The sequence below is a fragment of the Yoonia maritima genome, assembly GCF_003003285.1.
GTDB classification, from domain to species: Bacteria; Pseudomonadota; Alphaproteobacteria; order Rhodobacterales; family Rhodobacteraceae; genus Yoonia; species Yoonia maritima.
Window position 1 is genome coordinate 106,966 of sequence record NZ_PVTP01000011.1, and the last position, 25,144, is coordinate 132,109.

Annotated in this window: 22 protein-coding genes and 1 riboswitch; of the genes, 12 read left to right on the forward strand and 10 right to left on the reverse strand. The window is 53.4% G+C overall.

The genetic code is table 11. The features are described from left to right. Window positions 1-53 precede the first annotated feature (53 nt). On the forward strand, window positions 54-962 hold the full coding sequence (locus CLV80_RS14885; protein WP_106358765.1) for a capsular polysaccharide export protein, LipB/KpsS family: 909 nt from the start codon (window positions 54-56) through the stop codon (window positions 960-962). Window positions 963-1,013: 51 nt separating this feature from the next. Here the strand turns inward: CLV80_RS14885 and trxA are convergent, their stop codons facing one another. The 8 genes from trxA to regB all read right to left on the reverse strand — a co-directional run bounded on the left by trxA (window position 1,014) and on the right by regB (window position 12,854). After that, window positions 1,014-1,334 carry a thioredoxin gene (trxA, locus tag CLV80_RS14890; RefSeq protein WP_106358729.1) on the reverse strand — a complete coding sequence of 107 codons (321 nt, stop codon included), beginning with the start codon at window positions 1,332-1,334 and terminating at the stop codon, window positions 1,014-1,016. Between the two features lie 59 nt (window positions 1,335-1,393). Then, complete coding sequence (gene addA / locus CLV80_RS14895) at window positions 1,394-4,741, reverse strand: double-strand break repair helicase AddA (RefSeq protein WP_106358730.1); 3,348 nt, start codon at window positions 4,739-4,741, stop codon at window positions 1,394-1,396. Next, a complete protein-coding gene (addB, locus tag CLV80_RS14900; RefSeq protein WP_106358731.1) occupies window positions 4,738-7,665 on the reverse strand; it encodes a double-strand break repair protein AddB in 2,928 nt (975 codons plus the stop codon). The genes addA and addB overlap by 4 nt, the downstream gene beginning before the upstream one ends. After that, window positions 7,658-8,329 (reverse strand): nucleotidyltransferase family protein, encoded by a 672-nt coding sequence (locus CLV80_RS14905; protein WP_106358732.1) that lies wholly within the window; start codon window positions 8,327-8,329, stop codon window positions 7,658-7,660. Before CLV80_RS14905 ends, addB begins: the two co-directional genes overlap by 8 nt. Beyond that, window positions 8,326-9,294 (reverse strand): aminoglycoside phosphotransferase family protein, encoded by a 969-nt coding sequence (locus tag CLV80_RS14910; RefSeq protein WP_106358733.1) that lies wholly within the window; start codon window positions 9,292-9,294, stop codon window positions 8,326-8,328. Before CLV80_RS14910 ends, CLV80_RS14905 begins: the two co-directional genes overlap by 4 nt. After that, window positions 9,294-9,755 (reverse strand): tRNA (adenosine(37)-N6)-threonylcarbamoyltransferase complex ATPase subunit type 1 TsaE, encoded by a 462-nt coding sequence (tsaE, locus tag CLV80_RS14915; RefSeq protein WP_207766596.1) that lies wholly within the window; start codon window positions 9,753-9,755, stop codon window positions 9,294-9,296. The genes CLV80_RS14910 and tsaE overlap by 1 nt, the downstream gene beginning before the upstream one ends. Before the next feature lie 41 nt (window positions 9,756-9,796). Continuing rightward, a complete protein-coding gene (locus CLV80_RS14920; RefSeq protein ID WP_106358734.1) occupies window positions 9,797-11,392 on the reverse strand; it encodes a PAS-domain containing protein in 1,596 nt (531 codons plus the stop codon). A 76-nt stretch (window positions 11,393-11,468) separates the two neighbouring features. Further along, on the reverse strand, window positions 11,469-12,854 hold the full coding sequence (gene regB, locus CLV80_RS14925) for a sensor histidine kinase RegB (protein ID WP_106358735.1): 1,386 nt from the start codon (window positions 12,852-12,854) through the stop codon (window positions 11,469-11,471). 89 nt (window positions 12,855-12,943) lie between these two features. On the opposite strand from regB, the gene CLV80_RS14930 reads away from it, so the two are divergent. Further along, on the forward strand, window positions 12,944-13,537 hold the full coding sequence (locus CLV80_RS14930; RefSeq protein ID WP_106358736.1) for an SCO family protein: 594 nt from the start codon (window positions 12,944-12,946) through the stop codon (window positions 13,535-13,537). A 55-nt stretch (window positions 13,538-13,592) separates the two neighbouring features. Beyond that, window positions 13,593-14,141, forward strand: a complete 549-nt coding sequence (locus tag CLV80_RS14935; protein WP_106358737.1) for an ActR/PrrA/RegA family redox response regulator transcription factor — start codon at window positions 13,593-13,595, stop codon at window positions 14,139-14,141. On the opposite strand, the gene CLV80_RS14940 is transcribed toward CLV80_RS14935, so the two are convergent. Continuing rightward, window positions 14,138-14,995, reverse strand: coding sequence for a LysR family transcriptional regulator (locus CLV80_RS14940; RefSeq protein WP_106358738.1), 858 nt, complete (start codon window positions 14,993-14,995; stop codon window positions 14,138-14,140). The two genes, CLV80_RS14935 and CLV80_RS14940, sit on opposite strands and share 4 nt — an antisense overlap. 96 nt (window positions 14,996-15,091) lie before the next feature. Here CLV80_RS14940 and CLV80_RS18500 point away from each other — a divergent pair, with 96 nt between their 5' ends. From CLV80_RS18500 to CLV80_RS14975, 8 genes are all read left to right on the forward strand, one after another. Beyond that, window positions 15,092-15,253, forward strand: a complete 162-nt coding sequence (locus tag CLV80_RS18500) for a hypothetical protein (protein WP_165793394.1) — start codon at window positions 15,092-15,094, stop codon at window positions 15,251-15,253. Between the two features lie 173 nt (window positions 15,254-15,426). Then, entirely contained in the window at window positions 15,427-15,852 is a 426-nt protein-coding gene (locus tag CLV80_RS14945) for a c-type cytochrome (RefSeq protein WP_106358739.1), read from the forward strand. Window positions 15,853-15,976: 124 nt separating this feature from the next. Further along, window positions 15,977-17,776 (forward strand): adenine deaminase, encoded by a 1,800-nt coding sequence (ade, locus tag CLV80_RS14950; RefSeq protein WP_106358740.1) that lies wholly within the window; start codon window positions 15,977-15,979, stop codon window positions 17,774-17,776. Beyond that, a complete protein-coding gene (locus tag CLV80_RS14955) occupies window positions 17,773-19,254 on the forward strand; it encodes an AMP nucleosidase (RefSeq protein ID WP_106358741.1) in 1,482 nt (493 codons plus the stop codon). The genes ade and CLV80_RS14955 overlap by 4 nt, the downstream gene beginning before the upstream one ends. Window positions 19,255-19,386: 132 nt before the next feature. Further along, window positions 19,387-19,677 (forward strand): HU family DNA-binding protein, encoded by a 291-nt coding sequence (locus tag CLV80_RS14960; protein ID WP_106358742.1) that lies wholly within the window; start codon window positions 19,387-19,389, stop codon window positions 19,675-19,677. Between the two features lie 130 nt (window positions 19,678-19,807). Next, window positions 19,808-20,896, forward strand: a complete 1,089-nt coding sequence (locus CLV80_RS14965) for a DUF3500 domain-containing protein (RefSeq protein WP_106358743.1) — start codon at window positions 19,808-19,810, stop codon at window positions 20,894-20,896. A 3-nt stretch (window positions 20,897-20,899) separates the two neighbouring features. Beyond that, on the forward strand, window positions 20,900-21,433 hold the full coding sequence (locus CLV80_RS14970; protein WP_106358744.1) for a hypothetical protein: 534 nt from the start codon (window positions 20,900-20,902) through the stop codon (window positions 21,431-21,433). A gap of 77 nt (window positions 21,434-21,510) precedes the next feature. Then, window positions 21,511-22,371 carry a DMT family transporter gene (locus CLV80_RS14975; RefSeq protein ID WP_106358745.1) on the forward strand — a complete coding sequence of 287 codons (861 nt, stop codon included), beginning with the start codon at window positions 21,511-21,513 and terminating at the stop codon, window positions 22,369-22,371. Window positions 22,372-22,375: 4 nt separating this feature from the next. Here CLV80_RS14975 and aroC read toward each other — a convergent pair whose 3' ends face one another. Further along, window positions 22,376-23,479, reverse strand: coding sequence for a chorismate synthase (gene aroC / locus CLV80_RS14980; protein WP_106358746.1), 1,104 nt, complete (start codon window positions 23,477-23,479; stop codon window positions 22,376-22,378). 134 nt (window positions 23,480-23,613) lie between these two features. Here aroC and CLV80_RS14985 point away from each other — a divergent pair, with 134 nt between their 5' ends. Then, entirely contained in the window at window positions 23,614-24,936 is a 1,323-nt protein-coding gene (locus CLV80_RS14985) for a dicarboxylate/amino acid:cation symporter (protein WP_207766597.1), read from the forward strand. Between the two features lie 74 nt (window positions 24,937-25,010). Beyond that, a riboswitch (TPP riboswitch) is annotated at window positions 25,011-25,109 on the forward strand. Window positions 25,110-25,144: the final 35 nt, after the last annotated feature.

The window sequence follows — 25,144 nt, forward strand, 5'->3', positions numbered from 1 at the left end:
CAAACAACCCCGATGGGTTGCCGCCCGCCAGTCACCGGGCTAGCGTTCGCGGTATGAGCGACGAAAACACTGTCACATTCTATTTGAACCCTAAACTGCGACGACAAGCCGAACGTGGTAACCATAATTTCATAAGGCAAGTATGCGCTGTGTTGAAAAGCGCTGGTTTAAAATTTGCTTATGATGGGAATGATGAACTTGGTCGTTTAAATGCAATGGCACGACCGGGGCGTAGTTTGTTTTTGATGGATGACCCTGTTGATGAACGCGGTCTTAGCTTTCGTAAGACGTATATCTATCCGTTTTGGCACATCGAAAAACAAAGCAAGCGTTGGGAATGGCCTGTCGCGCAAGAAACATTTGATACCAGCGCAGTGGATCACACCAAAGCAAAGAAGTTCCATCAACGGTGGTGCGAAAAACTGTTTGCAGGCGAAACCCGAAAAGAAGGGTTTGTATACATGCCTTTGCAGGGGCGTTTAACCGTGCGTCGTTCGTTTCAGTTTTGCAGTCCGATTGAGATGATTGAAACAACGCTGCAACATGATCCTGACCGAAAAATTATCGCGACGCTTCACCCGTCAGAAAACTATAGCGATGATGATTTGACGGCGTTGAAGTCACTGGTTGACGCGAACGGTCGGCTATCCATTCAACACCGTAGTGCGGACATATACCTGCATAATTGCGATTACATCGTGACGCAGAATTCCAGTCTTGGGTTTCACGGATATTTCTTAGAAAAACCTGTGATCTTGTTTGGAAAAACTGATTTCCATCATATCGGGTTAAATGTGCAAACAATGGGCGTTGCCGAAGCATTTGCTGCGCGCACAGATCACACTCCAGACTACGCTGCCTATCTGTTTTGGTTTCTGCAACAACAGGCCATCAACGCAGGACGGCCAGAAACAGAAGAAACCATACGCAAAGTTTTGCAGGGTCACGGTTGGCCCGTCTGAAATGAAAAAGGGCGCCACAATGGGCGCCCATAATTCATAATGTCAGACTGCTTAGATCGACTCGTCGATCCAGCCCTGCAAAGCAGCTTTTGGTGCAGCACCTGTTTTGTTCGAAACGACTTCGCCGCCTTTGAACATGAACAGTGCTGGGATGCCGCGAACGCCAAGCTGTGAAGGCGAATTCGGGTTTTCGTCAACGTTTACTTTGACGATTTTTACTTTGCCATCATACTCGGCAGATAGCTCCTCAAGAGCTGGGCCGATTTGTTTACATGGGCCACACCATTCAGCCCAGAAGTCTACGACAACAGGAATATCTGACTGGCGTACTTCGGCGTCAAAGGTTGCGTCTGTTACTGCTACGGTTGCCATTGGGTCACTCCTTGGCGAATGTCATTGGACGCTGAACCTATGTACCCATCGTGGATTGGTCAAGGGATCGAAAGGCCGTTCAGGGTTTCGTGAAGCAGTTCTTTGGGCAGTTGCATCAATGTCCCCGTGGCCGTCCATAAAATGCCCACACAAACATCGCGATCTGGATAAATTTGGCGCAAGGCAGCGTCGTAGGCTGCCATCTGCCGCAAAATTCCCAACGGCGTTTGTGTGGCATGATCAGGCACGATTTGGTTTGACTTGTAATCAATCGCCAAAACGCTGTCTTCGCGGATGATTAATCGGTCAATCGTGCCATGAATGCGCCCTATACCATCGATGTCGGCGGTGACATCAATTTCGGTCAAGGCGGCTGGATCCCAAAGATGGGCTAAATCAGGTTGATCCAAAAGCCGGACAACTTCCTCCACAAGTCCAGGATCGTTGTGTTCCAATACACGCTGGCCAAGCGCTTTACGCTCTTTTGGGTCGGCCTGCGGTAGGTATTCCAACAGATTGTGGATCGCTGTCCCGCGTTCCATTGCGTCTTCGATATCCGCCCGCGCCGGATCACCGGGCATGATTTTCGCGCCATCAAATTCCGACGGAGACAACGTTTTGCGAATGGTTAGCTCTGGAACTGGGCCAAAGGTCGGTGCCTCAACTTTCGTTTTGGTGATAGGTTCGGGCTGCAGCAATTCGCCTGCGTCCCAATCAAGGTGCGCCACGCGCCGCGCTTCCATGTTGTCGATTTGTATTTCGGTATCACCGCGGGCGGCCATGCCGTCTGCAACGATGTTATACCAACTGTCGTCACCGTCCCCCACATCACCAGCGGCCCCGACGATCAGCCATTTTTCTGCACGCGTCATCGCAACATAAAGAAGACGCATCCGTTCGCGGGTTTGCTTGGCGACGAAATCATCTCGGATTTCCTGCATTGCAGAACCCGAAGCCTGCGCCGCAGTTTTCCAGATCACGTGTTCACCAACCGGCAGCAATTCGTCTTTAACGTCAACACGGCGTTTGGCAGTGTCGGGCAAAATAACAATCGGCGCTTCAAGTCCCTTGGACCCGTGCACAGTCATCACCCTGATCCGGTCACCTTGGGCATCCATCTGGCGTTTAACCTCTAGATCATCAGTTTCCATCCACGTCAGGAAACCGGTCAGACTAGGCACCCCTGTGCTTTCGTAGGCGAGCGCTTGGGAAAGCAGCGCATCAATGCCATCTTCTGCCTCTGGCCCCAACCGCGCCAAAAGTCTGCGCCGCCCATCGTGACGCGTCAGGATACGTTCAATCAGGTCATAGGGGCGTAAAAAGTCAGCTTCTTTACGTAAATCACGCAGGATAGCCAAAGTCTCGGAATGGTCTGAATCCCGTAAGGCAGGCCATAGATATCCTTTTTCTGGGCGGTGGTGTGCCAGTGTGAAGAGATCCTGTTCTGACCAGCCAAACAATGGGGACCGCAAAGCGGAAGCCAACGAAAGATCATCCTCTGGCAAGGCAAGAAAGTTCAAAAGTGCCGCAAGGTCTTTGACCGCCAGTTCTGCACCAACGCGTAGACGGTCAGCACCCGCGATCTTTAGACCTGCTGCCTTACATGCGCGGATCACTTCAGAAAACAGTTCCGAACGCCGCTGCACTAGGATCAAAAAGTCGCCTTCGGTGATCGGGCGGCGATGGTATTCACCCGAATGCCCGATTTCCTCTGGCAAGGTTTCGTGCGTGATCATGCGCTTGATCTGTTCCGCCACACGGTTTGCCATCAACACAGTGTGGTCCGTTTCGCTGGGCAGATCGATGGGGTCGAACCAGTTGCGGGGTTCATCAACCACCGATTTTTCGACGACAGGCCATAAATCAACGCGCCCCGGCATGTTTTCTTTGAACGCAATGTGGGTCAGCGTGTCGTCCATCCCGGCGGCGCGGTCACCCGTAAACGTGGCATCCACGACGGACAGGATCGCTTGCGAAGACCGGAACGAATGGTCAAGCGATGTGACCTCGAACGGCTTTTCAACGGCGTGGTGGGCATCGCGGAAATGGACCTTCATTTCATCAAAGGCGGCAGGATCAGCGCCTTGGAACGAATAGATCGACTGCTTTTTGTCACCCACAACAAACACAGTGCGCTCGCGGTCCGGATGCGCGCCCTCGCCGCTTGCGAATTCTTGGGTCAGTTGTTCGATCACAGCCCACTGGGTGGGGCTTGTGTCTTGGGCTTCGTCAACCAGAACGTGGTCAATGCCGCCGTCCAATCGGAACAACACCCACTGCGCCACGTCCCGGTCGGTTAGCAGTGCCTTGGCTTTGCGGATCAGATCGTCAAAATCCAACGCACCCATCATCAATTTGCGCTGTTCATAGGCCGGCACAAAAATAGCGCCAAACCGATAGATCGCAAGCGTGCGGTGCAACGCATTTAGCGCCAGCCGATCTTCGCGAGCGTCTTGAACGCCCAGCATGATGGGTTCCAGATCGTCCATTAGTTCGGCATGGGCTTCGCGGGTGCCCTTGGTTGGGAAGCTACCGACCTTCGCCCCAAACGGGGATTTGGCCGATGCCCCGAAAAGAAACACGCTTTCTAATAATTCTAGGTCTTGCAGCGTCCCGGGTGCGGTTGTGCTGACTTTATCAAGTGTTGCTGCAGCCTTGGCTTCGGTCGAACTGCCTTTGGCGCAAATCTTGGCCAGCGCGTGGATCGTATCAAGGCTTGATTGGCTTAGGACTTGTGAAACAAGCACATCAGCCGAAAGCGTCGGATCGATCCCAAGCGTTTCACACAGTGCTTCGCGTGGGATACCGTTTGCAAAGGCATCACGTTTGTTCGCGACTTCGGCCGTCAGTTTGGATAGCTCCGCGCCGGTGAAGTATCGCAAAACCTGTTCGACAGCGGGTGCATCTGGACCAGTGATCAGTTCATCCATGACCTCTGCGCGTAGCAGCTCTGCGGCGCGGTCTTCCATTTCGCGGAACTGCGGGCTCACTTGCGCTTCGAGTGGAAAACGCCGCAGAACACCTGCACAAAACGAGTGGATGGTTTGGATTTTCAAACCGCCAGGAGTTTCAATCGCGCGGGCAAACAGCGTCCTTGCTTCGCGCAGTTGCTGATCATCAATCACACGATCCACGCCAAGCGACTGAAGGTCCGCACGCAGCGCGTCGTCCGCCATCATCGTCCAAGTACCAAGCCGCTTGAACAGGCGGTTCTGCATCTCGGCTGCGGCGGCTTTGGTGTAGGTCAGGCAAAGAATGTTCTGCGGGGACACCTTTTCCAACAATAGCCGCGCCACGCGGTCGGTCAGCACGCGGGTTTTGCCAGACCCGGCATTTGCAGAAAGCCAAGTGGATGTGCGTGGATCGGCGGCGTCGACCTGCCGTTGGGATGCTGCGTCGCGGATCATGTCAGCACCTCTGGTTTTGGATCGTCACTGGTGTCCCATTCCCCGAAACGCGACAGGTGATCATAGGGGCTGTAATCGGTCTTTGAGAATAGCGCGATCCGAGCGGTATAGCCGCGATCAACACGTTGCCAATTTTCAAAAAGCGTCTCTAACTCGGCCCAAACCTGATCCGGCGGGTTCTTTTCAAGTGGTGCGTTGCTGTTTTTCATCGTCGTGTTTACCCCGATGAATGTGGCGGCTTTAACGGGTTTCTGTCCAAGGTCATTAAACGCACCGCGTTCGACCATCGCGGCCTCGAGCAACAGTTGCTTGTCAAAGTTTTCTTGCTGTTTTTCGCTGGGAACAACGCCGGTTTTATAGTCGTAGATCAGCGCCTGACCGTCAGGGGTGATGTCGATCCGGTCGGCAAGGCAGGTCAGTTTTACACCTACGTTTGGAACTACGATTTCACCCTTCTTTTCGATCACGCGCTGATCGGACAGGGCTTGTCGTTTGACTTCATCTGCTAGGAACGGATCGGCTGATTTTTCCATCCGGGCGATCCACTGGGCGCGGATGGTCGGCCATGGGCAGTGTTCATGGAAACATTCATTGGCGATTTGCATCAGTGCTTCGCGATCGTCGGGTGCAAAGCCGCCTGCGATAAATTTTTCTAAGACTTCGTGCACGATGGTCCCGCGCAAAGGTGCATCAGCTGTTGGTGCCAACGGATCAAGCGGGTCAAGGCGCAGCACCTTGCGTGCGTAAATCGCGAATGGATCGCGGATCAGCGTCTTGATTTGTGTGACGGACAATTGTTTGGGACGCGCATCAACGGGTGGGCAAGGTGAAGGACGTGGTGCTGGTTCTGTCCGGTGATCGGCGCCTGATAATTGCGCTGCCATGTCAGCCCAGTTGCGGCCACGTTCCAGCATTGCGTCCAGCGCGACAACGCCGTTTTGTTTGGGCAATCCACGTAGCAGGTTGGTAAGCCGGTTCACCCAACGCGAAGGTACGGTTTCCGCGTCAGAGGACCGTTTAGCGCGCGTGATCCAGACCTCTTTGCCGGCGATTGCTTGTTGATAATCGTGCGCGGAAAGACCGATGCGCCGTTCGGGCAAAAGCAATCCGGCCTTGGCCCGCATGACGCGGTTTAGCCAAGGGTCTGGTGCTGGTGCCTCGGGCCAAACCCCATCGTTCATCCCGCCAAGGATCGTCAGGTCAACGCCTTGAACACGGGCCTCTAGCGTACCCCAGATCAGGATTTGTGGGTGGCCTTTGTCACGTTCGCGCACGACGCCTTCGGACAGGATAGCGCCGAAAAGCGCGGCGTAATCCTTGGTATCCATTTTACCGGCAAAGTCGGCGTTCTCGGCAATCGTATCGCAGGTTTTGCGTGCCTCACGGCCCGCTGCCTCTTTCCATAGCTCGCCAGCGTCTGTTCCTGATGGCCCGGCGCACAGCTTTTCGGCCAGTCGGAGATGCGTCTGCAAATGGTCGGACAAAGGTATGGTAAGCGGATCGGCATAGCCAAATACCGTTTCGGAAAGCCAATTCGCCCATTCATCGCGTCCTTCGGCACGGGACGCCCAATTGCGCAGCGTGTCGGGCGTTGGGAATGGCGGCCCGTTGCGGCGCAGATAGATCTCAAGTTCGCGGGAATGACGCAAATGCGGGCCGCGCTCAGAATCTGTCGAGTTGCACAGCGGATGCTTTAGCAACACGAGCAACATTTCCCCGGTCAGCGGTTTGCCCAGCGTGTCAGCAACATGACGCAGCATCCGGCCTGGCGGCGATAGCTGCAACGGAACACCGGCACTGTCATCCGGTTTAATATCCCAACGGTCCAGCGCGGCGGTAACCTGCCGCGTTAGCATCCGATCCGGAGAAATCAGCGCGGCAGTGATGCCGTCTTGGACGGCTTGGCGTAGACGTAGCGCGATGGTTTCGGCCTCGGCGCGGGGCGACGCAGCCTCGACTAATGTCAGCCCTTCGGTTGCAGCGGACAGGTCGCCCAGCTTGGGCCCTTCTTCCAGCCATTGGCTGGTGACGGGTGCAGGGCGTAGCGACAGTGATACCAATTTGTTTCGCGCTGGATGAATGGGCGCCAAATCACACCAGGACTTTACGTCATTGGGGCCAAATTCCATGAGGTCCATAAGACGACGGAACCGGAACTGCGGATGATCCTCGGCGGTCATTTCATCGTCCATCGCCTGCCAAACGGGATCGGGAAGATCGAAATCGTAACCGGGAAGGACAATCGCACCTTGGGGTAGTTTTGCGACCGCTTGCATAAACATCGCGGTCGCGCCGCGTGACCCGGTTGAACCGGCGACGATGATTGGATGGGTTGGTGGCGTGTCCGCCCAGCGCTGTGACAGCGTTTCGATGACAAGCCGTTGGCGCGCTTCTTTGTCGGGGGTGTCGTTGGTCGCCCCAAAAAACGGTGTGATAATGTTGAGGAACTTGAGCGCCCGCTGCCAGTGGCCGGATTGATCGGACACATCAAGGCTGGCAATGGTTTCTGGGCTTACGCCCTCGCCCTGCATTTCGTCCATCAGTTTCGCAAGGCTATCTGACAGATCATAAAGTGCGGCACGCGGCGCAAGGTCGGGTTCTTGTTCCAGTAGTTTCGATACGAATTGTAGAAGCTCAAACCGCCGACGCAATGGTGCAATCGCTGGCGGAACGATCAGCGATACGGGATCATTCGCAAGGTCAGTTACCAGTTTGATCCGTGGCAAAAGGCGCGCTGGGCCAGCATCGAATACTTCGCGGATGCGGCGCTGCATACGTGTAGTGTTGACGTATATTTCGGTACGCGCCCAGTCTTCCGGCGTCATGTTCTGACCGCGTGAGGTTAGGCCATCCACCAGTGACTGTGCGAAATCGACGCCCAGCGCGCTGCCGAAAATGCGAGGGCTGTCTGATGGTTCAAACATTCAACATCGCCTCGGCAATTGGGATGCTGGATGGCTGTCCGACATCACACCAAGCCCCGTCGTATTTCACACCATAAAGCCCACCACGCGTGGCAATGTCATTCCACGCCACGTTCAGCGAAAATGCGGTTTCTTGGATGTGGTCGAGCGTTTCGGGCCGGATGATCTGCACGCCGGTATAGATCACGTCAGGCCCACGGTGCAGGCGGTCATCGCTATCGATGCGAAAATCGCCTTTGCCCAGATGCCCATGTACGTTTGGCTTTTCGATCACCAGAAGCAGTGCTTCCATTTCATCGCGCCATGCTGACAGAACGGTCTCGATTGGGTTTGGCCCCCGCCACACTGCATCGGTATTCATGGTGATCGCCGGACCCGACCCAAGTAGCGTCCGTGCCTGCCGTAGCCCACCACCAGTTTCGAGCAGCGCATCGGTTTCATCGGAAATTGCGATGTCTTGCCCAGCCAGATGGTTGCGCATTTGGTCCGCATGATAGTGCACGTTCACAACCTTTTGCCCGACGTTTGCGATGTCAGTGAATGACAGCGCATGGTCGATCAACGGTTTGCCTGCGACTTGGACAAGTGGCTTTGGCCGCTCCTTGGTCAGTGCGCCCATGCGGGTCCCAAGCCCGGCGGCAAACAATAGAATGGGCGTGGTCATGCGCGAAGCCTTGCAAGTGTTTCTGTGTCCGGTGCTGGTAGCGTATCGCGCACCGCCTGTTCCAGCATTTTCAGTTCTGGGTGGCGTAGATCGGCCATTAGATTGGCCCAGACCCGTGGAATTAGATCAATGTATCGCTTTTTACCCATGACGAGGGAAAGCCGTGCAAACACCCCCAATATTCGCAAGTTGCGCTGGGCACCAAGGCAGGCCAGCTGCGCGGGGAAATCGCTGCCCGCACCCGTCTTTGCCATGTAATAGGTCGTTATTTCTTGTGCTAATGCTGGGTCTATTTCCCGTCGTACGTCCCGCAAAAGCGATGCTAGATCGTAACCTGCTGGCGCGATAAATGCGTCTTGGTAATCTAGCAGACCAACGCGGTTCAGCCCTTGTTGTTCGGGTCGCCAAATCAGATTTTCAGCGTGGTAATCGCGGAGCGCAAGCGTGTTAGCATTTGGTGCGAGCGTGGTGAGCGCCTGGTGCACTTCGTTAGTGAGGTCCGGTGTAGGGGCGTTGGCGTAGAATTCGCCTGTGATCTCGACCATCTGAGCGCCGATTTCGGGTGTCATTTGGTTCAGGCCTGGAGGCGCGGGGTAATTGGCAAGATGCACCAAAACGTCGTTGGCCGCACGATAAAGCGTCAAGTTGTCGGAAGGGTTCTGAGTTAACCACCCTGCAAAGTCGTCTTGGCCTAGGTCGGACAAGATCATGATACCAGCTGACACGTCGTGCGCTAAGATTTCAGGAGGTGCTAACCCCGCATTTTGTAGCAGACTGGTGATGCTGGCAAAGGCGTGGGTTGTTTCACCATTTTCAGGCGGTGCATCCATCAAAATCACATTCGACGTGCCATCGGTCAGGCGTTCGTACCGCCGGGCAGACGCATCACCAGCAAGTCCATGCCGGTCCCAATCAGCCCAATCAGACGCGGCGATAAAGTTATCAATGATAGTTTTGCGTTCCATCACAAAACCGCCTTTAGCCGGTCGTGCCATTCCGGTGTTGTCGTGATTTGAACGCTGTGTTCGGTGTCTCCTGCCGCGAACGCGAGTTTAAGAGCGTTCTCTGGGGCATCAGTACCGAGCCGATCAGGCCATTCGATCAGGCAGATCGCGGTTGTGAATGCTTCGTCCAGCCCGAGTTCGAATACTTCGTCGGGGTGGGTCAGCCTATAAAGGTCACAGTGCCAGATGTCGCCTTCTGGGTCTTCGTAGGTTTGGACAAGGGTGAAGGTTGGGGATGGAACGTCCTCCATCCGGCCAAGCCGGGCGCGGATTAATGCGCGGGCAAAGGCGGATTTACCTGCGCCGATGGACCCTTCCAGCAAAAGCGTATCGCCGGGGGCCAGCAACGGCGCGATGCGGCTGGCCAGTTCAACGGTGTCAGTTTCGTTCGGCAGGGCGATTGTGATCGGCATATTGTTCATGCCGAAACACTATTGCTTGGGTCGCTACCTGCAAGGTCAAATCAGCGTTTGCGAACGCGTATCGCTGGATCGTGCATGGTTAGTTTTTGGATAACTGGGTTCATTTTCGCTGCGGTTGTAAACCGCACTAGCGTCTTACCCCCGGCGATTGGGTTCGCGTGGCATGACAACTGGCGACCGTCATCAAGTAGCGTACTGTCCGACCAAGCTTCGCGCGGGCCGATTTGATGCGTGAAATTCTGGATCTTTGACCAGATCGGGGTAGCCGTACACCGTTGTTGCCAGACCTTTGTTTCGGTCTGAAGCGCGCGTTGTTCGTGGTACAAAGCCGGATTTGTTTGCCATAGTTCAGCATAGGCTTGGTTCGAGATAACGAGCGTACCAGCGCTAGAGAATACTGCGATGGCGTCAGGAATACTGTCCAGCACTGCCTGACTGGTTTCGATGTCAGAACGGAACCGGCGTGTTAATGATACTTCGGCGCTGATATCTTCGAACATAAACGCGAAAGCGCCATCAGGATGGGGGCGCCCGGTAACACGGTAGGTTTGCCCATCTGGTAGAGCCCAAGTTTCACTGTAGGTTCCCTTTTTGGCGGCCACCTCGAGTTCGGTAAACTGGTCGCGCCATGAGGTGTAATTCTTAGGCTCGGGTAACATGCGGGATTCCCGCAGTTTATCTAAGACGGCCTCAAGCGTGGGACGGCTGCTGAGGAAATCAAACTTTAGCTTGGTTAGATCGAGCACTGCTGGATTGAATGTCGTCAGTTGGCGTTGTTTATCAAAAATTGCCAGTCCGATCGACAATTCCGCAAATGTCCGACCAAGGGTTTGCTTGAAACTGCGTCGTTCTTGTTCCGCCCTGACGATCCCGTTCGCGTCCGTGGCAAAGTGCATAAAGCCATCACCATGAGGTACGCTTGTCACGTCAAACCAGTGTTCAGCTGATTTATCGTGTAATTTAACCGAAAGGCGGCGCAATGATGTGCCCTTTGCACCGGGAATATCGTGGAGATCTGGGAATATTGATGCGCTGGGCCATACTGCCTGTACGGTGTCGCTGGGCGCATGCACTTGATCGATGAATTTGAGGTAGGTTTGATTGGCCCATAGCAATTTGCCATCGTCTGCTTCTTGCCAAATCAACTGCGGAGATTGTTGAGTAAGTTCACGTAGCATCGCTAGTTCTGATAGGCGAATATCGCTTGTGACGGTCGAGGATTGATGAGGTGTCAGTTCTTCTTGGGCGCCGTTGATCGCAATACGTAGCCGTCCACCGGTTTTGCAAATTTCGACCCAGATCGACGTCGCTGTGACGCCATCAATTCGCGTTTTTGATGATGGAGGATTAGCAGCCAGTCCGCGCAATTGTGGAAAGTGGGGTCCAAGCATTTGCATCAGAGTATCAAACTCTGACAGGTCGGTCCTATGTTCGTTAATCAGTGCGATTGCTTGGGGCGTTGCATCAATGAGTTCGTCATCTTGGAACAGAAAAATCGGCAGGTTGTTCGCCCGTGCTGTGTCGATCTGCTTAGCATTGCGCCATTTCTTGATTTCTTGCTGGGATTTAAAGGCGACCCCAACGCAGGTTGCGCAGCTTATACCAATGACCGCGAGGTCCAATAGACTCAGTAGCATCTGTGAGTATCCCCAGTAAAACTGAGTTTAAACATCCGCCTTTAAGGTTAATGTGGCGTTAAGTGCGAGGCTTGTTTCAAACTTCGGCGCTGTGCTGTTGGTTTTCGCCTAGGGGCTGGCTTACGCGATCGCCGCTGTTGGGAAGAGAATCTCTGTTCCACACAACGTCAATAACCGCGCCGCCATCACCAAGCCCTGCCCGGCGGCTGTTGGCGAATGTAAGCTGCGCGCCAGACCGTTCAAGCAAGGTCTTAGCGATGAAGAGGCCGAGCCCCATACCCTTGTAGCCGGGTCGGTCGCTGAAATCGTCCGAATGCCGCCGTTCACGCACATAGGGATCGCCGATACGTCCGATAACAGAACCCGGAAATCCGGGTCCGTCATCGGAAATGCGGACCTTTATATCCGTGTCTGACCAATTGAGATCAACGCTAACCTCGGCTTGGGAAAAATCCACGGCGTTTTGAATAAGGTTACGCAAACCATGAATAATCTCTGGACGACGCGCAATTGTTGGTTGGGTTTGATCTGCACCGCTGTCTGCGGTCAGGTGGAATGTGACTTGCTTGCCCCGATCCATGTGTGGCTCAGCGGCTTCGTGCACGATGGCTTCGAGCGGGGCATGTCGGAGATGCAGGTCGTCTTTTCCTGCCCGCCCCATTGAGTGCAGGATATCGCGGCATCGGTTTGCTTGCTCTCGGATCAGGTTGGCGTCTTCGTATAGATCTGGATGATCACCCAATTCTTCCATGAGTTCACTGCTAACCAATTTGATCGTGGCAAGTGGTGTGCCAAGTTCGTGCGCAGCAGCAGCCACAACCCCACCAAGATCGGTTAGCTTTTGTTCACGTGCGAGCGCCAATTGCGTCGCGACCAATGCTTCACGCATGGCGTGCATTTCGGTTGTGACCTGCCGCGCATAGATCGACAAGAAGACGATCCCGATGACAAGCGAAGCCCAAAACCCAAATTGAAAGATCGTGGGAAGCACAAGGGTTGTGCCATCTGACATAATGATTGGCAGGTGAAATTGGCTAATAATGCTGATCAGCCCAATCGCGGTCAGGCCAACAAACACGGTGCTACCGCGGTGTAAAACCGTTGCGGCGATTGTAACCGGCGCAAGGACAAGCATCGCAAAGGGGTTGTTCAATCCACCCGTGATAAACAGCAAAAGCGTGAGTTGGATGAGGTCAAATACAAGCCACAGTGATGCCTCGCGTTCGGATAGCCGTTTGTTTTCAGGATATGCAAAGCTAGCGATAAGGTTTGCGAGAACCGAAACGCCGACAAGGATAAGCGCGAACTCGAGTTCGATGTTTAACCCGTAAATCAGCGATGCCACGAGTATCGCACCTGCTTGCCCAAGTGTGGCAAACCATCGCAGTGTGGTCAGTGTACGTAGGCGTACCCAGTTGCTGCGTTGCTGATCTTGAAACATGGTGAATTCTGAAACAGACATGTGATCGGGTATCCCGTCCGGCAAGGTAACCCATTGATACGCAGCCCTGCATGAGGGATCAATGCGACCGAATGGGAAAGAGGTTTGTGATGTCGAAATTGATAGCGACGGTTGCCGGATGTACTGCACTGGTAGTTGTGGTCGGGACGTTTGCTGTTACGCAGCTTGCGACCCCACCCGATTGTGGGGTGGCGACGGGTGGCGACATTGGTGGTCCGTTCACCTTGGTCAGTGAAACCGGGGCGACGGTCACGGACATTGATATCATAAAAGAACCAACGTTAGTATATTTTGGCTACACCTTTTGCCCAGATGTTTGTCCGTTGGACAGCGCAAGAAATGCGGCAGCTATTGATATTTTGGCCGAACAAGGGATCAGCGCTACACCTGTCTTTATCTCAATCGACCCACAGCGCGACACCGTTGATATCGTTCGGGACTATGCCGATAATTTCCACCCTAAGATGATCGGGCTTACCGGAACACCTGAACAGGTTTCTGCCGCTTCCAAAGCCTATCGGACATTTTTTAAGAAAGAAGATGGCGACCCTGAATATTATCTCGTTCAGCATTCGACATCGACTTATCTGATGCTGCCAGATAGTGGGTTTGCGACATATTTTGGCCGAAGCGATAGCCCGGAGCACATCGCAGAGGTAACCGAGTGCATTGTCACAGGTTGACGATAGGGCACATAAATCTACTATTCGTCTACGAACATGCGAGGAATGGACTAAAATGACCGAGCCGTTGGACCTGGGTGACGACAAGAGCCTTCTTCTTGTTGATGATGACGAGGCGTTTCTGCGTAGGCTTGCAAAAGCTATGGAAAAACGCGGCTTTAAGGTCGAAACAGCGGAATCTGTGGCAGCTGGTAAGGCAATCGCAACGGCACGTCCGCCGGCGTATGCGGTTGTTGATCTACGGTTAGAAGATGGAAACGGGTTGGATGTGGTCGAAGTTCTTCGCGCCAAACGTCCTGAAAGCCGGATTGTCGTACTGACAGGGTATGGGGCGATTGCAACAGCGGTTGCGGCAGTGAAAATCGGTGCGACCGATTACTTGGCAAAGCCTGCGGATGCGACAGACGTTACGAATGCGTTGCTCGCGGGCAGCGATACGCTGCCACCGCCGCCTGAAAATCCAATGAGCGCGGATCGCGTGCGTTGGGAACATATTCAGCGTGTGTATGAACTATGCGACCGCAACGTGTCAGAAACGGCCCGCCGTCTGTCGATGCATCGCCGAACGTTGCAGCGGATTTTGGCAAAGCGCAGTCCGCGCTAGATCGTTTTCAGAAGCCATGACTTCAAGATTTTGACCCGGTTAGATAGGACGCCGGGATAGTGGGTTATGTAATACCCTAATCCTTCGGGTTGCGTTTGCGACAGCGCAACGAGCCGCCCAGCGTTTATGTCGTCCACAACCAAGGCGCTGGATGCGACGGTGATGCCGCCACCTGACCGAACGGCTGATAGCGCCATACCAAGCGTGGTCACATTGAACGTCTTTTGGGTTTCTCCTATCATTCCGGCTTGGGTGACCCATTTGCGCGCCTCATGGTGATCGTCCTCGAAAAACCACGGAACGTCGGAACGTGTAAGATTGTCGGGTTCGACCACACCTGGCGCTGCGACTACTGTGTAATCTGCGGCCAATAGGTGTGTTGTTTCAAGCCCTGCCCATTTTCCATCGCCATAGCGTACACCCAAATCAAACCCGTCACGACGCAGATCAACGAGCTTGTTACTGGGTACAATCGACAAGGCGATTTTCGGGTATTTCGCCCAGAATTGCGATATGCGCGGCATAAGCCAGTTCTCTGCGAAATTGTGGGTTACTGTAACAGACAACGGACGCGTTTCGGCATCGTCACGTACTGATTTTACCCCGGATATGATTTGTCCGAACCCATCAGAAAGCGTATCCGCCAACCGCGCGCCTGCGTCGGTTAGGGCAACGCCACGACCCTGACGTACCAGCAAAGTGGTGCGCAATTCAGCCTCGACCGCACGAACATGTTGCGCGATTGCAGCATGTGTCACGTTCAGTTCGCGCGCTGCCTGCGAAAATGACCCAGCCCGGGCGGCGCATTCGAACGCCCGCAACGCCGAAAGGGACGGGATTTCACGCCAATCCATATGAAAGCTCAACTAACATAATGGAAATCTTACAGAGTCGCTTTGACTAAGCAATCCTTTTATTTGTTGGTTATCAACATAGAGAAAGGAATAGTCATGCTTACAATATTCGCCGATAGTTTTTTGACCGCTACCCGTAACGAAAAGTGGAAATCACCGGACCATTGGTCGCATGATGGACGCAAATTGAAGGGCTACGAAGCTGAACGCGTAGAGGCAGAACGCCGTCAGCGCGCTAAGGTTGGTGGTGTAAAGTGAACATTATACTACTGCTAGGGGCGCGCTTTATCCGAAGCGCCCGCCCCTGCGATCTTATGCTGCATCGATAGCAAAAAGTTTTGCCTTTACGGTTGGTCTGGACGGTTGCCTACACTACATCAGCAATAGACTGGGGCAGCGGTCATTTGATCCGATCGAAAAGGAAAACGATCATGAAGAGTATTACAGTTGCAGCGGCGCTTGTCGCATGCGCATCGGCTGCGTCAGCCGAAGGCGATGTTGCAGCAGGTGAAGAGCAATTCAACCGTCAATGCGTCGCATGTCATGTTGTTCGCAATGATAATGGTGAAGTCTTGGCTGGCCGTACTGCACGTACTGGGCCAAACCTATATGGAATTGAAGGGCGTGTTCTGGGCTCTGCTGATGGGTTTCGCTATGGTGACGCTATCGTTGATCTAGGCGCGACCGGCGCGACGTGGGATGAAAACACTTTTGTTGCCTATGTCCAAAACCCAACTGGGTATCTACGTGAAGCATTGGATGATCGTCGTGCGCGGGGCAAGATGGCGTATCAGGTACGCGACCCACAGCAAGCTGCAGATATATACGCATTTCTGGCAACTGTTGGTGCCGAGTAACCCTTGGACTAAATTTATGGGCGTCCGGCATAGATCGGGCGGCCTGTGTTTCAGAAACGATTTTGTTTCTAGCCTGTAAATCATCCCCTCTTGAACCCGCTTGAAAACGGTGAAACCATTGGGGATGGAACATCACATCAAATCTTGGGCCGAAGTTGCCCCCCGTTTGGTCGCTGTCGCCGCAGGGCGTGCGCATGCTGATCTAGTCATTCGTGGCGGTATATTGGTGAATGTCCAATCCCGCGAAATTCTGGATGGCTGGCAGGTTGCTGTGGCCGATGGCCGATTTGCCTATGTTGGGCTAGACGCCAGCCATTGCATTGGTCCGGATACGGAAATCATCGAGGCTGAAGGCCGATATTTGATCCCCGGTCTTTGTGACGGTCACATGCATATCGAAAGCGGGATGCTAACTCCTGCCGAATTTGCAGCAGCAGTTATTCCGCATGGCACAACGACCATGTTCACCGATCCGCATGAGATCGCGAACGTGCTTGGACTGCACGGCGTGCGTATGATGCATGACGAAGCATTGATGCAGCCAGTGAATATCTACACGCAGATGCCGTCTTGTGCGCCTTCTGCCCCCGGTCTGGAAACCACAGGGTTTGAGATTTCCGCCGATGATGTAGCCGAGGCCATGTCGTGGCCCGGTATTATTGGTCTGGGCGAGATGATGAACTTCCCCGGTGTCATCAACGGTGATCCGCAGATGTTGGCAGAGATGGCAGCAACTATGAACGCGGGCAAAACCGTGGGCGGCCACTATGCCAGCCCTGACAAAGGCAATGCATTTGCGGCCTATGTTGCGGGCGGCGCGGCAGATGATCACGAAGGCACAGCCGAGGCTGACGCGATTGCACGTGTCCGTTTGGGTATGAAGTCGATGATGCGACTTGGCTCTGCTTGGTATGACGTCGAAAGCCAGATTACAGCGATCACTGAAAAGGGGCTTGATCCGCGCAACTTTATTCTTTGCACGGATGACTGCCATTCGGGAACGTTGGTGAATGATGGTCATATGAACCGCGTTGTCCGCCATGCAATTGATTGCGGATGTGATCCGCTGATCGCGCTGCAAATGGCGACGATCAATACTGCCACTCATTTCGGGTTAGAGCGCGAATTGGGATCAATCGCGCCCGGACGGCGGGCTGATGTGATTTTGACGTCTGATTTGAAAACCTTGCCAATCGAGCATGTGATTGCCCGTGGTCAGACCGTTGCGATGGATGGCAAGATTACCGTGGATTGCCCGCATTACGATTGGCCCGCTGATGCACGTCAAACCGTGAATATGGGCAAGGCGCTGGGCGATGCTGATTTCGCGATCCACGCGCCTGAGGGCGCGAATAGCGTTAAGGTCAAGGTGATCGGCGTTGTCGAAAATCAAGCCCCGACCGAAGCGCTGACTGCTGAACTTCCTGTCGTTGATGGATTGGTCGAAGGTGAAGGTGATACCTATCAGATTGCGCTGGTTGAGCGGCATCAGGGTACGGGCAAGGTCGTGAACGGCTTTGTTTCGGGCTTTGGATACACTGGCAAAATGGCGATGGCCTCGACCGTGGCGCATGACAGCCACCACATGATTGTTGTGGGTACAGATCGTCAAAACATGGCCGCCGCTGCAAACCGTTTGGGTGAAGTCGGCGGAGGCGTGACTGTTTGGAAAGACGGCAAAGAACTGGCGTTGGTGGAATTGCCTATCGCCGGATTGATGTCAGATAGCCCCGCAGTTGACGTTGCCGCAAAAGCCGACGAAATGGTCGCCGCGATGGAGGCGTGTGGTTGCACGCTAAATAATGCCTATATGCAGCATTCGCTTTTGGCGCTTGTTGTCATCCCCTCGTTGCGGATTTCTGATCTGGGATTGGTGGATGTAGAGAAATTTGAGTTAACAGAACTGTTTGAGGACGACCTATGAATGATGAACAACAGGTCATTATCTGGACACCCGATGTGCCCGGACATGAAGCGTTTACCGACGCAAAAGCCGCAGTAAAGCGGCTACAAGAGATTTATGAAACTGCGGTTTCGTTTCTATCAAAAAGCTTTCAAGACGCTTTGGAACACGGCCAGCCCGAGGCGCGCGTGCGTGCGTTTTATCCAGAAATTCGTCTGACAACGACGACCCACGCTAAGATGGATAGCCGTCTGTCATTTGGTCATGTGGCTGAACCGGGTACATATTCGACAACAGTTACACGCCCTGATCTATTTGCCGCATACTTAGAGCAGCAAATCCAACTGCTGCTAAACAGCCACGGCGTGCCTGTAGTTATCGGTGCATCCGACACAGTGATGCCCGTGCATTTTGCTGCGGCCAATGATCCAAAGTTGACGGTTCCCCATGATGGGTCGATGGATTTTAACCTGCGTGACAATTTCGATGTGCCTGACCTAAGCACGACGCATGACGCCATCGTGAATGGCGAAGGTTTCGCATATCCGGACGGTGCGCGTCCGCTTGCCCCGTTTACCGCGCAGCGCGTGGATTATTCATTGGCACGTTTGTCGCACTATACTGCGACTGCTGCTGAACATTTCCAAAACCACATCTTATTCACGAACTACCAGTTCTACGTCGAAGAGTTCGAAAGCTTTGCGCGCCAGATGCTGGCAGATCCTGACAGCGGCTATACAAGCTTTGTCAGCACCGGGAATGTTGAAATCACGGCGTCCGATGCGCCCCTGCCCGTTCCTGCGAAACTTCCCCAGATGCCAACGTATCATTTGAAGCGAGCGAACGGCAGCGGGATCACGTTGGTGAACATCGGCGTCGGGCCTTCGAACGCTAAAACGGCCACTGACCACATTGCGGTTCTGCGCCCACATGCGTGGTTGATGGTTGGTCACTGCGCTGGGCTACGTAATTCCCAACGTTTGGGCGATTTCGTTCTGGCGCACGCGTACCTACGTGAAGATCACGTGCTGGACGATGATCTTCCTGTTTGGGTGCCGATTCCTGCGCTGGCCGAAATTCAGATTGCGCTTGAAACAGCTGTTGCCGACGTGACCAAGCTTGAAGGTTATGAGCTAAAGCGGATCATGCGGACGGGTACTGTTGCGACTATCGATAACAGAAACTGGGAATTGCGTGATCAATCTGGGCCGGTTCAGCGGTTGTCCCAATCGCGTGCGGTTGCACTAGATATGGAAAGCGCGACGATTGCCGCTAATGGTTTCCGATTCCGTGTACCCTATGGGACCTTGCTATGCGTCAGTGATAAACCACTTCATGGCGAGCTGAAATTGCCCGGAATGGCGTCAGAATTCTATAAAACACAGGTCGCTGCGCACCTTATGATCGGAATCCGTGCCATGGAAAGATTGCGTGAAATGCCCCTTGAACGCATCCATAGCCGCAAATTGCGCAGCTTTGAGGAGACTGCGTTCCTATAAAACGCTAAAAAACGCGCGAAAAGTCGCTATTTTCACTGAAAATCGAACACTAATCGTTGTGGTGTCCTACAACATAACGTTAAATGCGCGGGTAGAGGCCCTATAGTTCGGGCAAATAAGGGAGACCAGAAAATGGCGACTAAACCACTAACTAAAGCGCAACTCGTTGCTGCACTTGCCGATGAAACTGGCATGGATAAAAAAGCAGCAGGCGCTGCACTGGACGCCGTGACTGGCATCATCACCAAAGAAGTAGCTGGCGGCGGCGCTGTTACTCTTCCAGGTGTTGGCAAAATCTATTGCCGTGAACGCCCAGAGCGTATGGTTCGCAACCCTGCCACAGGTGAGCAAATCAAAAAAGAAGCCGACAAGGTTGTCAAAATGACAATCGCAAAAGCGCTGAAAGACAGCGTAAACGGCTAAGCCATTTGGCCAAGTGCCGAATGCGAGGTTATAAAAGGGTCGCCTGAATGGGCGGCCCTTTTTTGTTCAAAAGTTTCGACGGAAATTGTGGCTGTATACGTATCATGCTTCGAATATCGGAGAACAACAGATGCAAATCACAAAAACCAAACTTGCCGCGGCAGCCACTATCGCGGTTTTGGTCCCCACTGCCTTTTCAGTTTTTGCGCAAGGAGGCGGTCCAGCAGGTGAAACGGTTGCATTTGAAATGGCCGAAGCCATTGATGTATCTGAGATTGATGCGACTACCGAAAATATTGTTGCGACTGCAAACGCGTTTTTGGACACACTTTCAGCTGCTCAGCGCGATGCTGTAATCTATGCCTTTGATGACAATGAGCAACGTGCGCGGTGGTCCAACTTTCCGACCAGCTTTGTGCCGCGCGGCGAGTTAATGCGTGGTGATTTGGATGATGTGCAAAACGCGGCTCTTGATGCGTTACTTTCTGTGGTTCTCAGCGCTGACGGCGTGCGTAACGCGAATTTACAGATGGCGGCGGATGACACGCTTGTTGGCGGTGACGGTCCGCCTGCGGATTTTGGTAGCGCATATTACTATGTATCGTTTGTCGGCACGCCGGCAACAGATGCGCCTTGGTTGTTCCAGTTTGGTGGTCACCACCTAGCGATAAATGCGACCTTTGTTGGTGCGCAGGCTTCGTTTTCGCCAATGTTGACAGGTGGTCAGCCACTCACTGTCGAATATGAGGGCGAAAGCGTTTATATCACCCAAGAAGAAGTTACAGCGGCACTTGCGTTTCTTGATACTTTGGATATCGATCAAAAGGCAGTCGCAGTGCGTGGTTCGTCGCCAGTTGAGTTATTGCTTGGACCGGGGGCCTATGGCACCACAGTCGCCCCAGAGGGTATTCGCGGATCTGATCTGACTGATGTGCAAAAAGAGGCGCTGTTAGATTTGGTTGCAGTTCGTATTGGTCAGTTCAACGCACGTGATTTTAACGCGAAAATGGAAACTGTGCGTGCAGATATCGACGACACTTATTTTGGCTGGTGGGGATCTGTAGATACATTTGGCGACGCTTACTTTCGGGTGACTGGTCCTGAAATCGTATTGGAATATGCACCTCAAGGTTTGGGCGGCGATCTGACGGAACATACGCACAATATGTATCGTGATCCAACAAATGACTACGGGACTGCTTGGATTGCGAGCCAATAACCGATGCGTCATTTATTCGTATTGTTGATGCTTGCCGCACCTATCGGTGCGGGGGCCCATCCTCATGCTGATGTTCAGCAACAAGTTCTGATTTCGATTGGCCGTACCGAAGCCGTATTGACGTACCTCGTTGTCCCTTCAACGGAAGATGGCGGACATATGTTCGATCATATGGACACCGATGGCGATGGAACACTAGTTGCAGCTGAACAGGATGCATTCGTCAGCATGTTACTGGATCAGACCGATTTGGTAATCGACGGTACGCGCGTCAATTTGGAACGCAACAGCGTTGAAATCCCAGAACGTAGTGAAATGAAACTGGGTACTGGTTTGATCACTGTGATGGCAAGCACGCCACTAGTGCTTGGAGCTGAGGTGGAACATCGTGTTTCGCTGGACGTTCGATATGATAGTTTTGTCGACGGCTGGTACCTTCAACCGTTTTATTTTTCCGACATCACCGAAGGTGGCAGCCTGCCAGTTTTGAACCGTCCCGACGGTTCCACGATTGAACTGCTGGTTTCAGCACAGTGATTGTATGAAATCGTACCGATACAATATAAGTTCTTGGCTGGATTGACGTTTCCTATCGGTTGGGCAAACGTCACAGCATGGATATCAAAGCAATTCTTATGGGTCTCGCCTTTGCGGCGATGTGGTCTTCGGCGTTCACTTCTGCCCGTGTAATTGTTGAATATGCACCGCCGTTGACAGCCTTGGCTTTGCGATTTCTTGTATCTGGATTGCTGGGTATCTTGATCGCACTCGCGATTGGGCAAACTGCCCGGCTTAGCTGCCGTCAATGGTTGGGTGTGCTTGTCTTTGGGCTTTGTCAGAATGCGCTTTATCTTGGCATGAACTTTGTTGCGATGCAGACGGTACCTGCGTCGCTAGCGGCAATTATCGCGTCTACCATGCCATTGTTGGTTGCGTTTGTGGGTTGGGTCATCTTTGGCAACAAGGTAAAGCCGCTTGGTCTTATGGGGTTGATCGCTGGCGTGATTGGCGTTGCCTTGATCATGGGCGCAAGGCTGCAAGGTGGCGTCGACATGTTTGGCCTAATCCTATGCGTGATCGGTGTTGTTTCTTTGACGATAGCTACACTTGCTGTTCTAGGCGCGTCATCGGGCGGTAATGTATTGATGATCGTCGGACTGCAAATGCTGGTCGGCGCAACTATCCTTGCGGTTCCTGCCGTCATATTGGAAGACTGGGTCGTTACGTGGAATTGGCAGTTGATCGTTGCTTTTCTTTATACAACGTTGGTTCCTGGCCTTGCCGCGACTTGGGTTTGGTTCATGTTGGTCGGGCGGATTGGTGCGGTAAAAGCCTCAACCTTCCACTTCCTCAACCCGTTTTTAGGCGTGGCTATCGCGGCCGCCCTTTTGGGCGAAACCATCGGATGGCTGGACGTAATCGGCGTCGCAATTATTGCAGGCGGTATTTTAGCGGTGCAGTTGTCAAAGCAATAGGTGCTTAACCAATTTTGCCGCGGACGCCGCCGGTTTGGCCGCGGTCTAGCAACAGGTGGTCAAGTATCACGCATGCCATCATCGCCTCACCGACTGGAACGGCGCGGATGCCGACACATGGGTCGTGGCGGCCTTTGGTGATGACTTCCATCGGTGATCCATCCATGCGTATTGATTTGCGCGGCGATAGGATGGATGAGGTCGGTTTTACGGCAAAGCGCACGACGATATCCTGCCCTGTACTGATCCCGCCAAGGATACCACCCGCGTGGTTGGAACTGTATTCAGGGCCGTTTGGACCCATGAAAATTTCGTCAGCATTTTCGCGACCAGTAAGCGCCGCTGCGGCCATACCTTCACCGATTTCGACGCCTTTAACGGCGTTGATCGACATCATTGCAGCAGACAAATCAGTATCTAACTTAGCATAAACTGGTGCGCCGATGCCTGCGGGTACGCCACGGGCGACGACTTCGATAATTGCACCGACAGAGTTGTGATCGTCTTTGCGCAGCCACGCGAGATAGTCGTTCCATTCGGCTGCGGCATCTGCGTCTGGGCAGAAGAAATCGTTTTGATCAATCTGATCCCAATCGACCTTTGATCTGTCGATCTGTTTAGCACCCATCTGGGTCATGTAGCCTTTGATTTGAACATTTGGCGCTATCGCTTTGATCGCTTCGCGTGCAACCCCGCCAGCTGCAACGCGGGCAGCTGTTTCACGTGCAGAAGACCGTCCACCACCGCGATAATCACGGATGCCGTATTTCTGGTGATAGGTGATGTCAGCGTGACCGGGACGGAAGGTGTTGGCGATGTCGCCGTAGTCTTTTGAACGCTGGTCGGTGTTGCGGATCATGAGCTGAATGGGTGTGCCTGTCGATTTGCCTTCGAACACGCCAGATAGGATTTCGACCGCGTCGGGTTCGTTCCGCTGGGTCGTGTTCTTGTTCAGACCGGGGCGGCGTTTATCCAGCCATTGCTGAAGCATTGCCGCGTCAATTGGAACGCCGGGGGGGCATCCATCGACCGTTGCACCCAATGCGGGCCCGTGGCTTTCGCCCCAAGTTGTGAACCGAAATAGATGACCGAAACTGTTGATCGACATATGCGCGCCTCTTTGATTGCAACCCGGTTACAGGAAGGCCCGCGTTTGTTCAATCTTGGTCAGCATCACCACTGAATTTTGAGAAATTGTAAAACTGTGCCAATCTCAACCTTAGGAATAATGGGGAGTTAAAAATGACAACTGATACGCATGGCGGCCACGGTATGTCGCTAACCATGAAGATCATGATCGCGATGGGCGCAGGGATCGTGGTTGGTGTAATCTTTAACCAAATCAACAACAACTTTATCAATACGCAGATCGTTGCCGGCCTGTTTGGCATGATTGGCAAGATGTTCGTGAACGCCCTAAAAATGCTGGTCGTTCCATTGGTGTTTTTCTCGCTTTTGGGTGGGGTTACTGGCATCGGTGATGTTCGTGTCTTGGGCCGTGTTGGCACCAAGTCGTTCTTTCTATACCTCGCGACGACTGCGCTTGCGATTACCATCGCCATTGCGCTGGCGTCATTGATTGGCCCCGGTAAGGGCTTTGATATGCAAGGCATTGATACGTCTGGCGTGACCGGGCGCGAGGCCCCGACGGTATGGAGCGTCTTTGCGAATATCGTACCGACCAACCCAATTGCTGCCTTTGCCAATGGCGAAATGCTGCAGGTGATCTTTTATACTGTCGTTCTGGGCGTCGCCGTTTTGATGCTTGGTGCGAAATCTGAAGGTTTCATCGCTGCGTGTAGCTATATGAATGACCTGATGATGAAGGTCGTCGCGATCGTTATGCATTTTGCGCCTTATGGTGTTTTTTGTCTGATCGCTAAGACATTCGCTGAACAAGGCATCGGGCTTTTCCTGCCCGTTATGGCCTATGTCATCACGCTGGTTGCTGCACTGTTCATTCACCTGTTCATCACGCTACCAACGATGCTGAAAGTGTTAGCCGGGCTGAACCCGTTAACGTTTATGCGCAAGATGCGTCCGGCGCAGATTTTCGCGTTTTCAACCGCGAGCTCGAACGCGACTATCCCAGTGACTTACCGTTCCGTTACCGAACGTGTGGGGGTGGATAAATCTATCGCGTCGTTTTGTATCCCGTTTGGCGCAACGATCAACATGGACGGGACCGCGATCATGCAGGGGGTCGCCACGGTCTTCTTGGCCAATGTCTATGCCATTGATCTGGGCCTAGGTGGTTATCTGACTGTGATCGGCATGGCCGTGTTGGCATCTATCGGTACAGCGGGCGTGCCCGGTGTTGGGCTGGTTATGCTGACGATGGTGCTTAGCCAAGTTGGTCTGCCTATCGAAGGTATTGCGATCATCCTAGGTGTCGATCGTCTGATGGATATGATCCGTACGGCCGTGAATATCACTGGCGATGCGGTAGTCACGTCTATCGTTGCCAAGGGCGAAGGCAAAATCGACCTTGATGTCTTCAACGACCCAGATGCGGGTATCGTTGATGACGATGAAGTTGAAATGCCGCATGACCATGTGGCCTGATTGATAAACGTTTACGACGGGGGGCCGCAGCAAAATCTGCGGCCCTTTTCATTTGCCCGGCCAGCGCGTATTCAACACGTACCTCGGGGGGCCAGAAATGGCTGAGATGCGTAAGCGGACCCGTTGAACCTGAACCGGTTAAGACCGGCGGAGGGAAGGTATGGCAATCGCGCTATCCCCCAATCCGCCCGTCGCATTTGGAGGATAC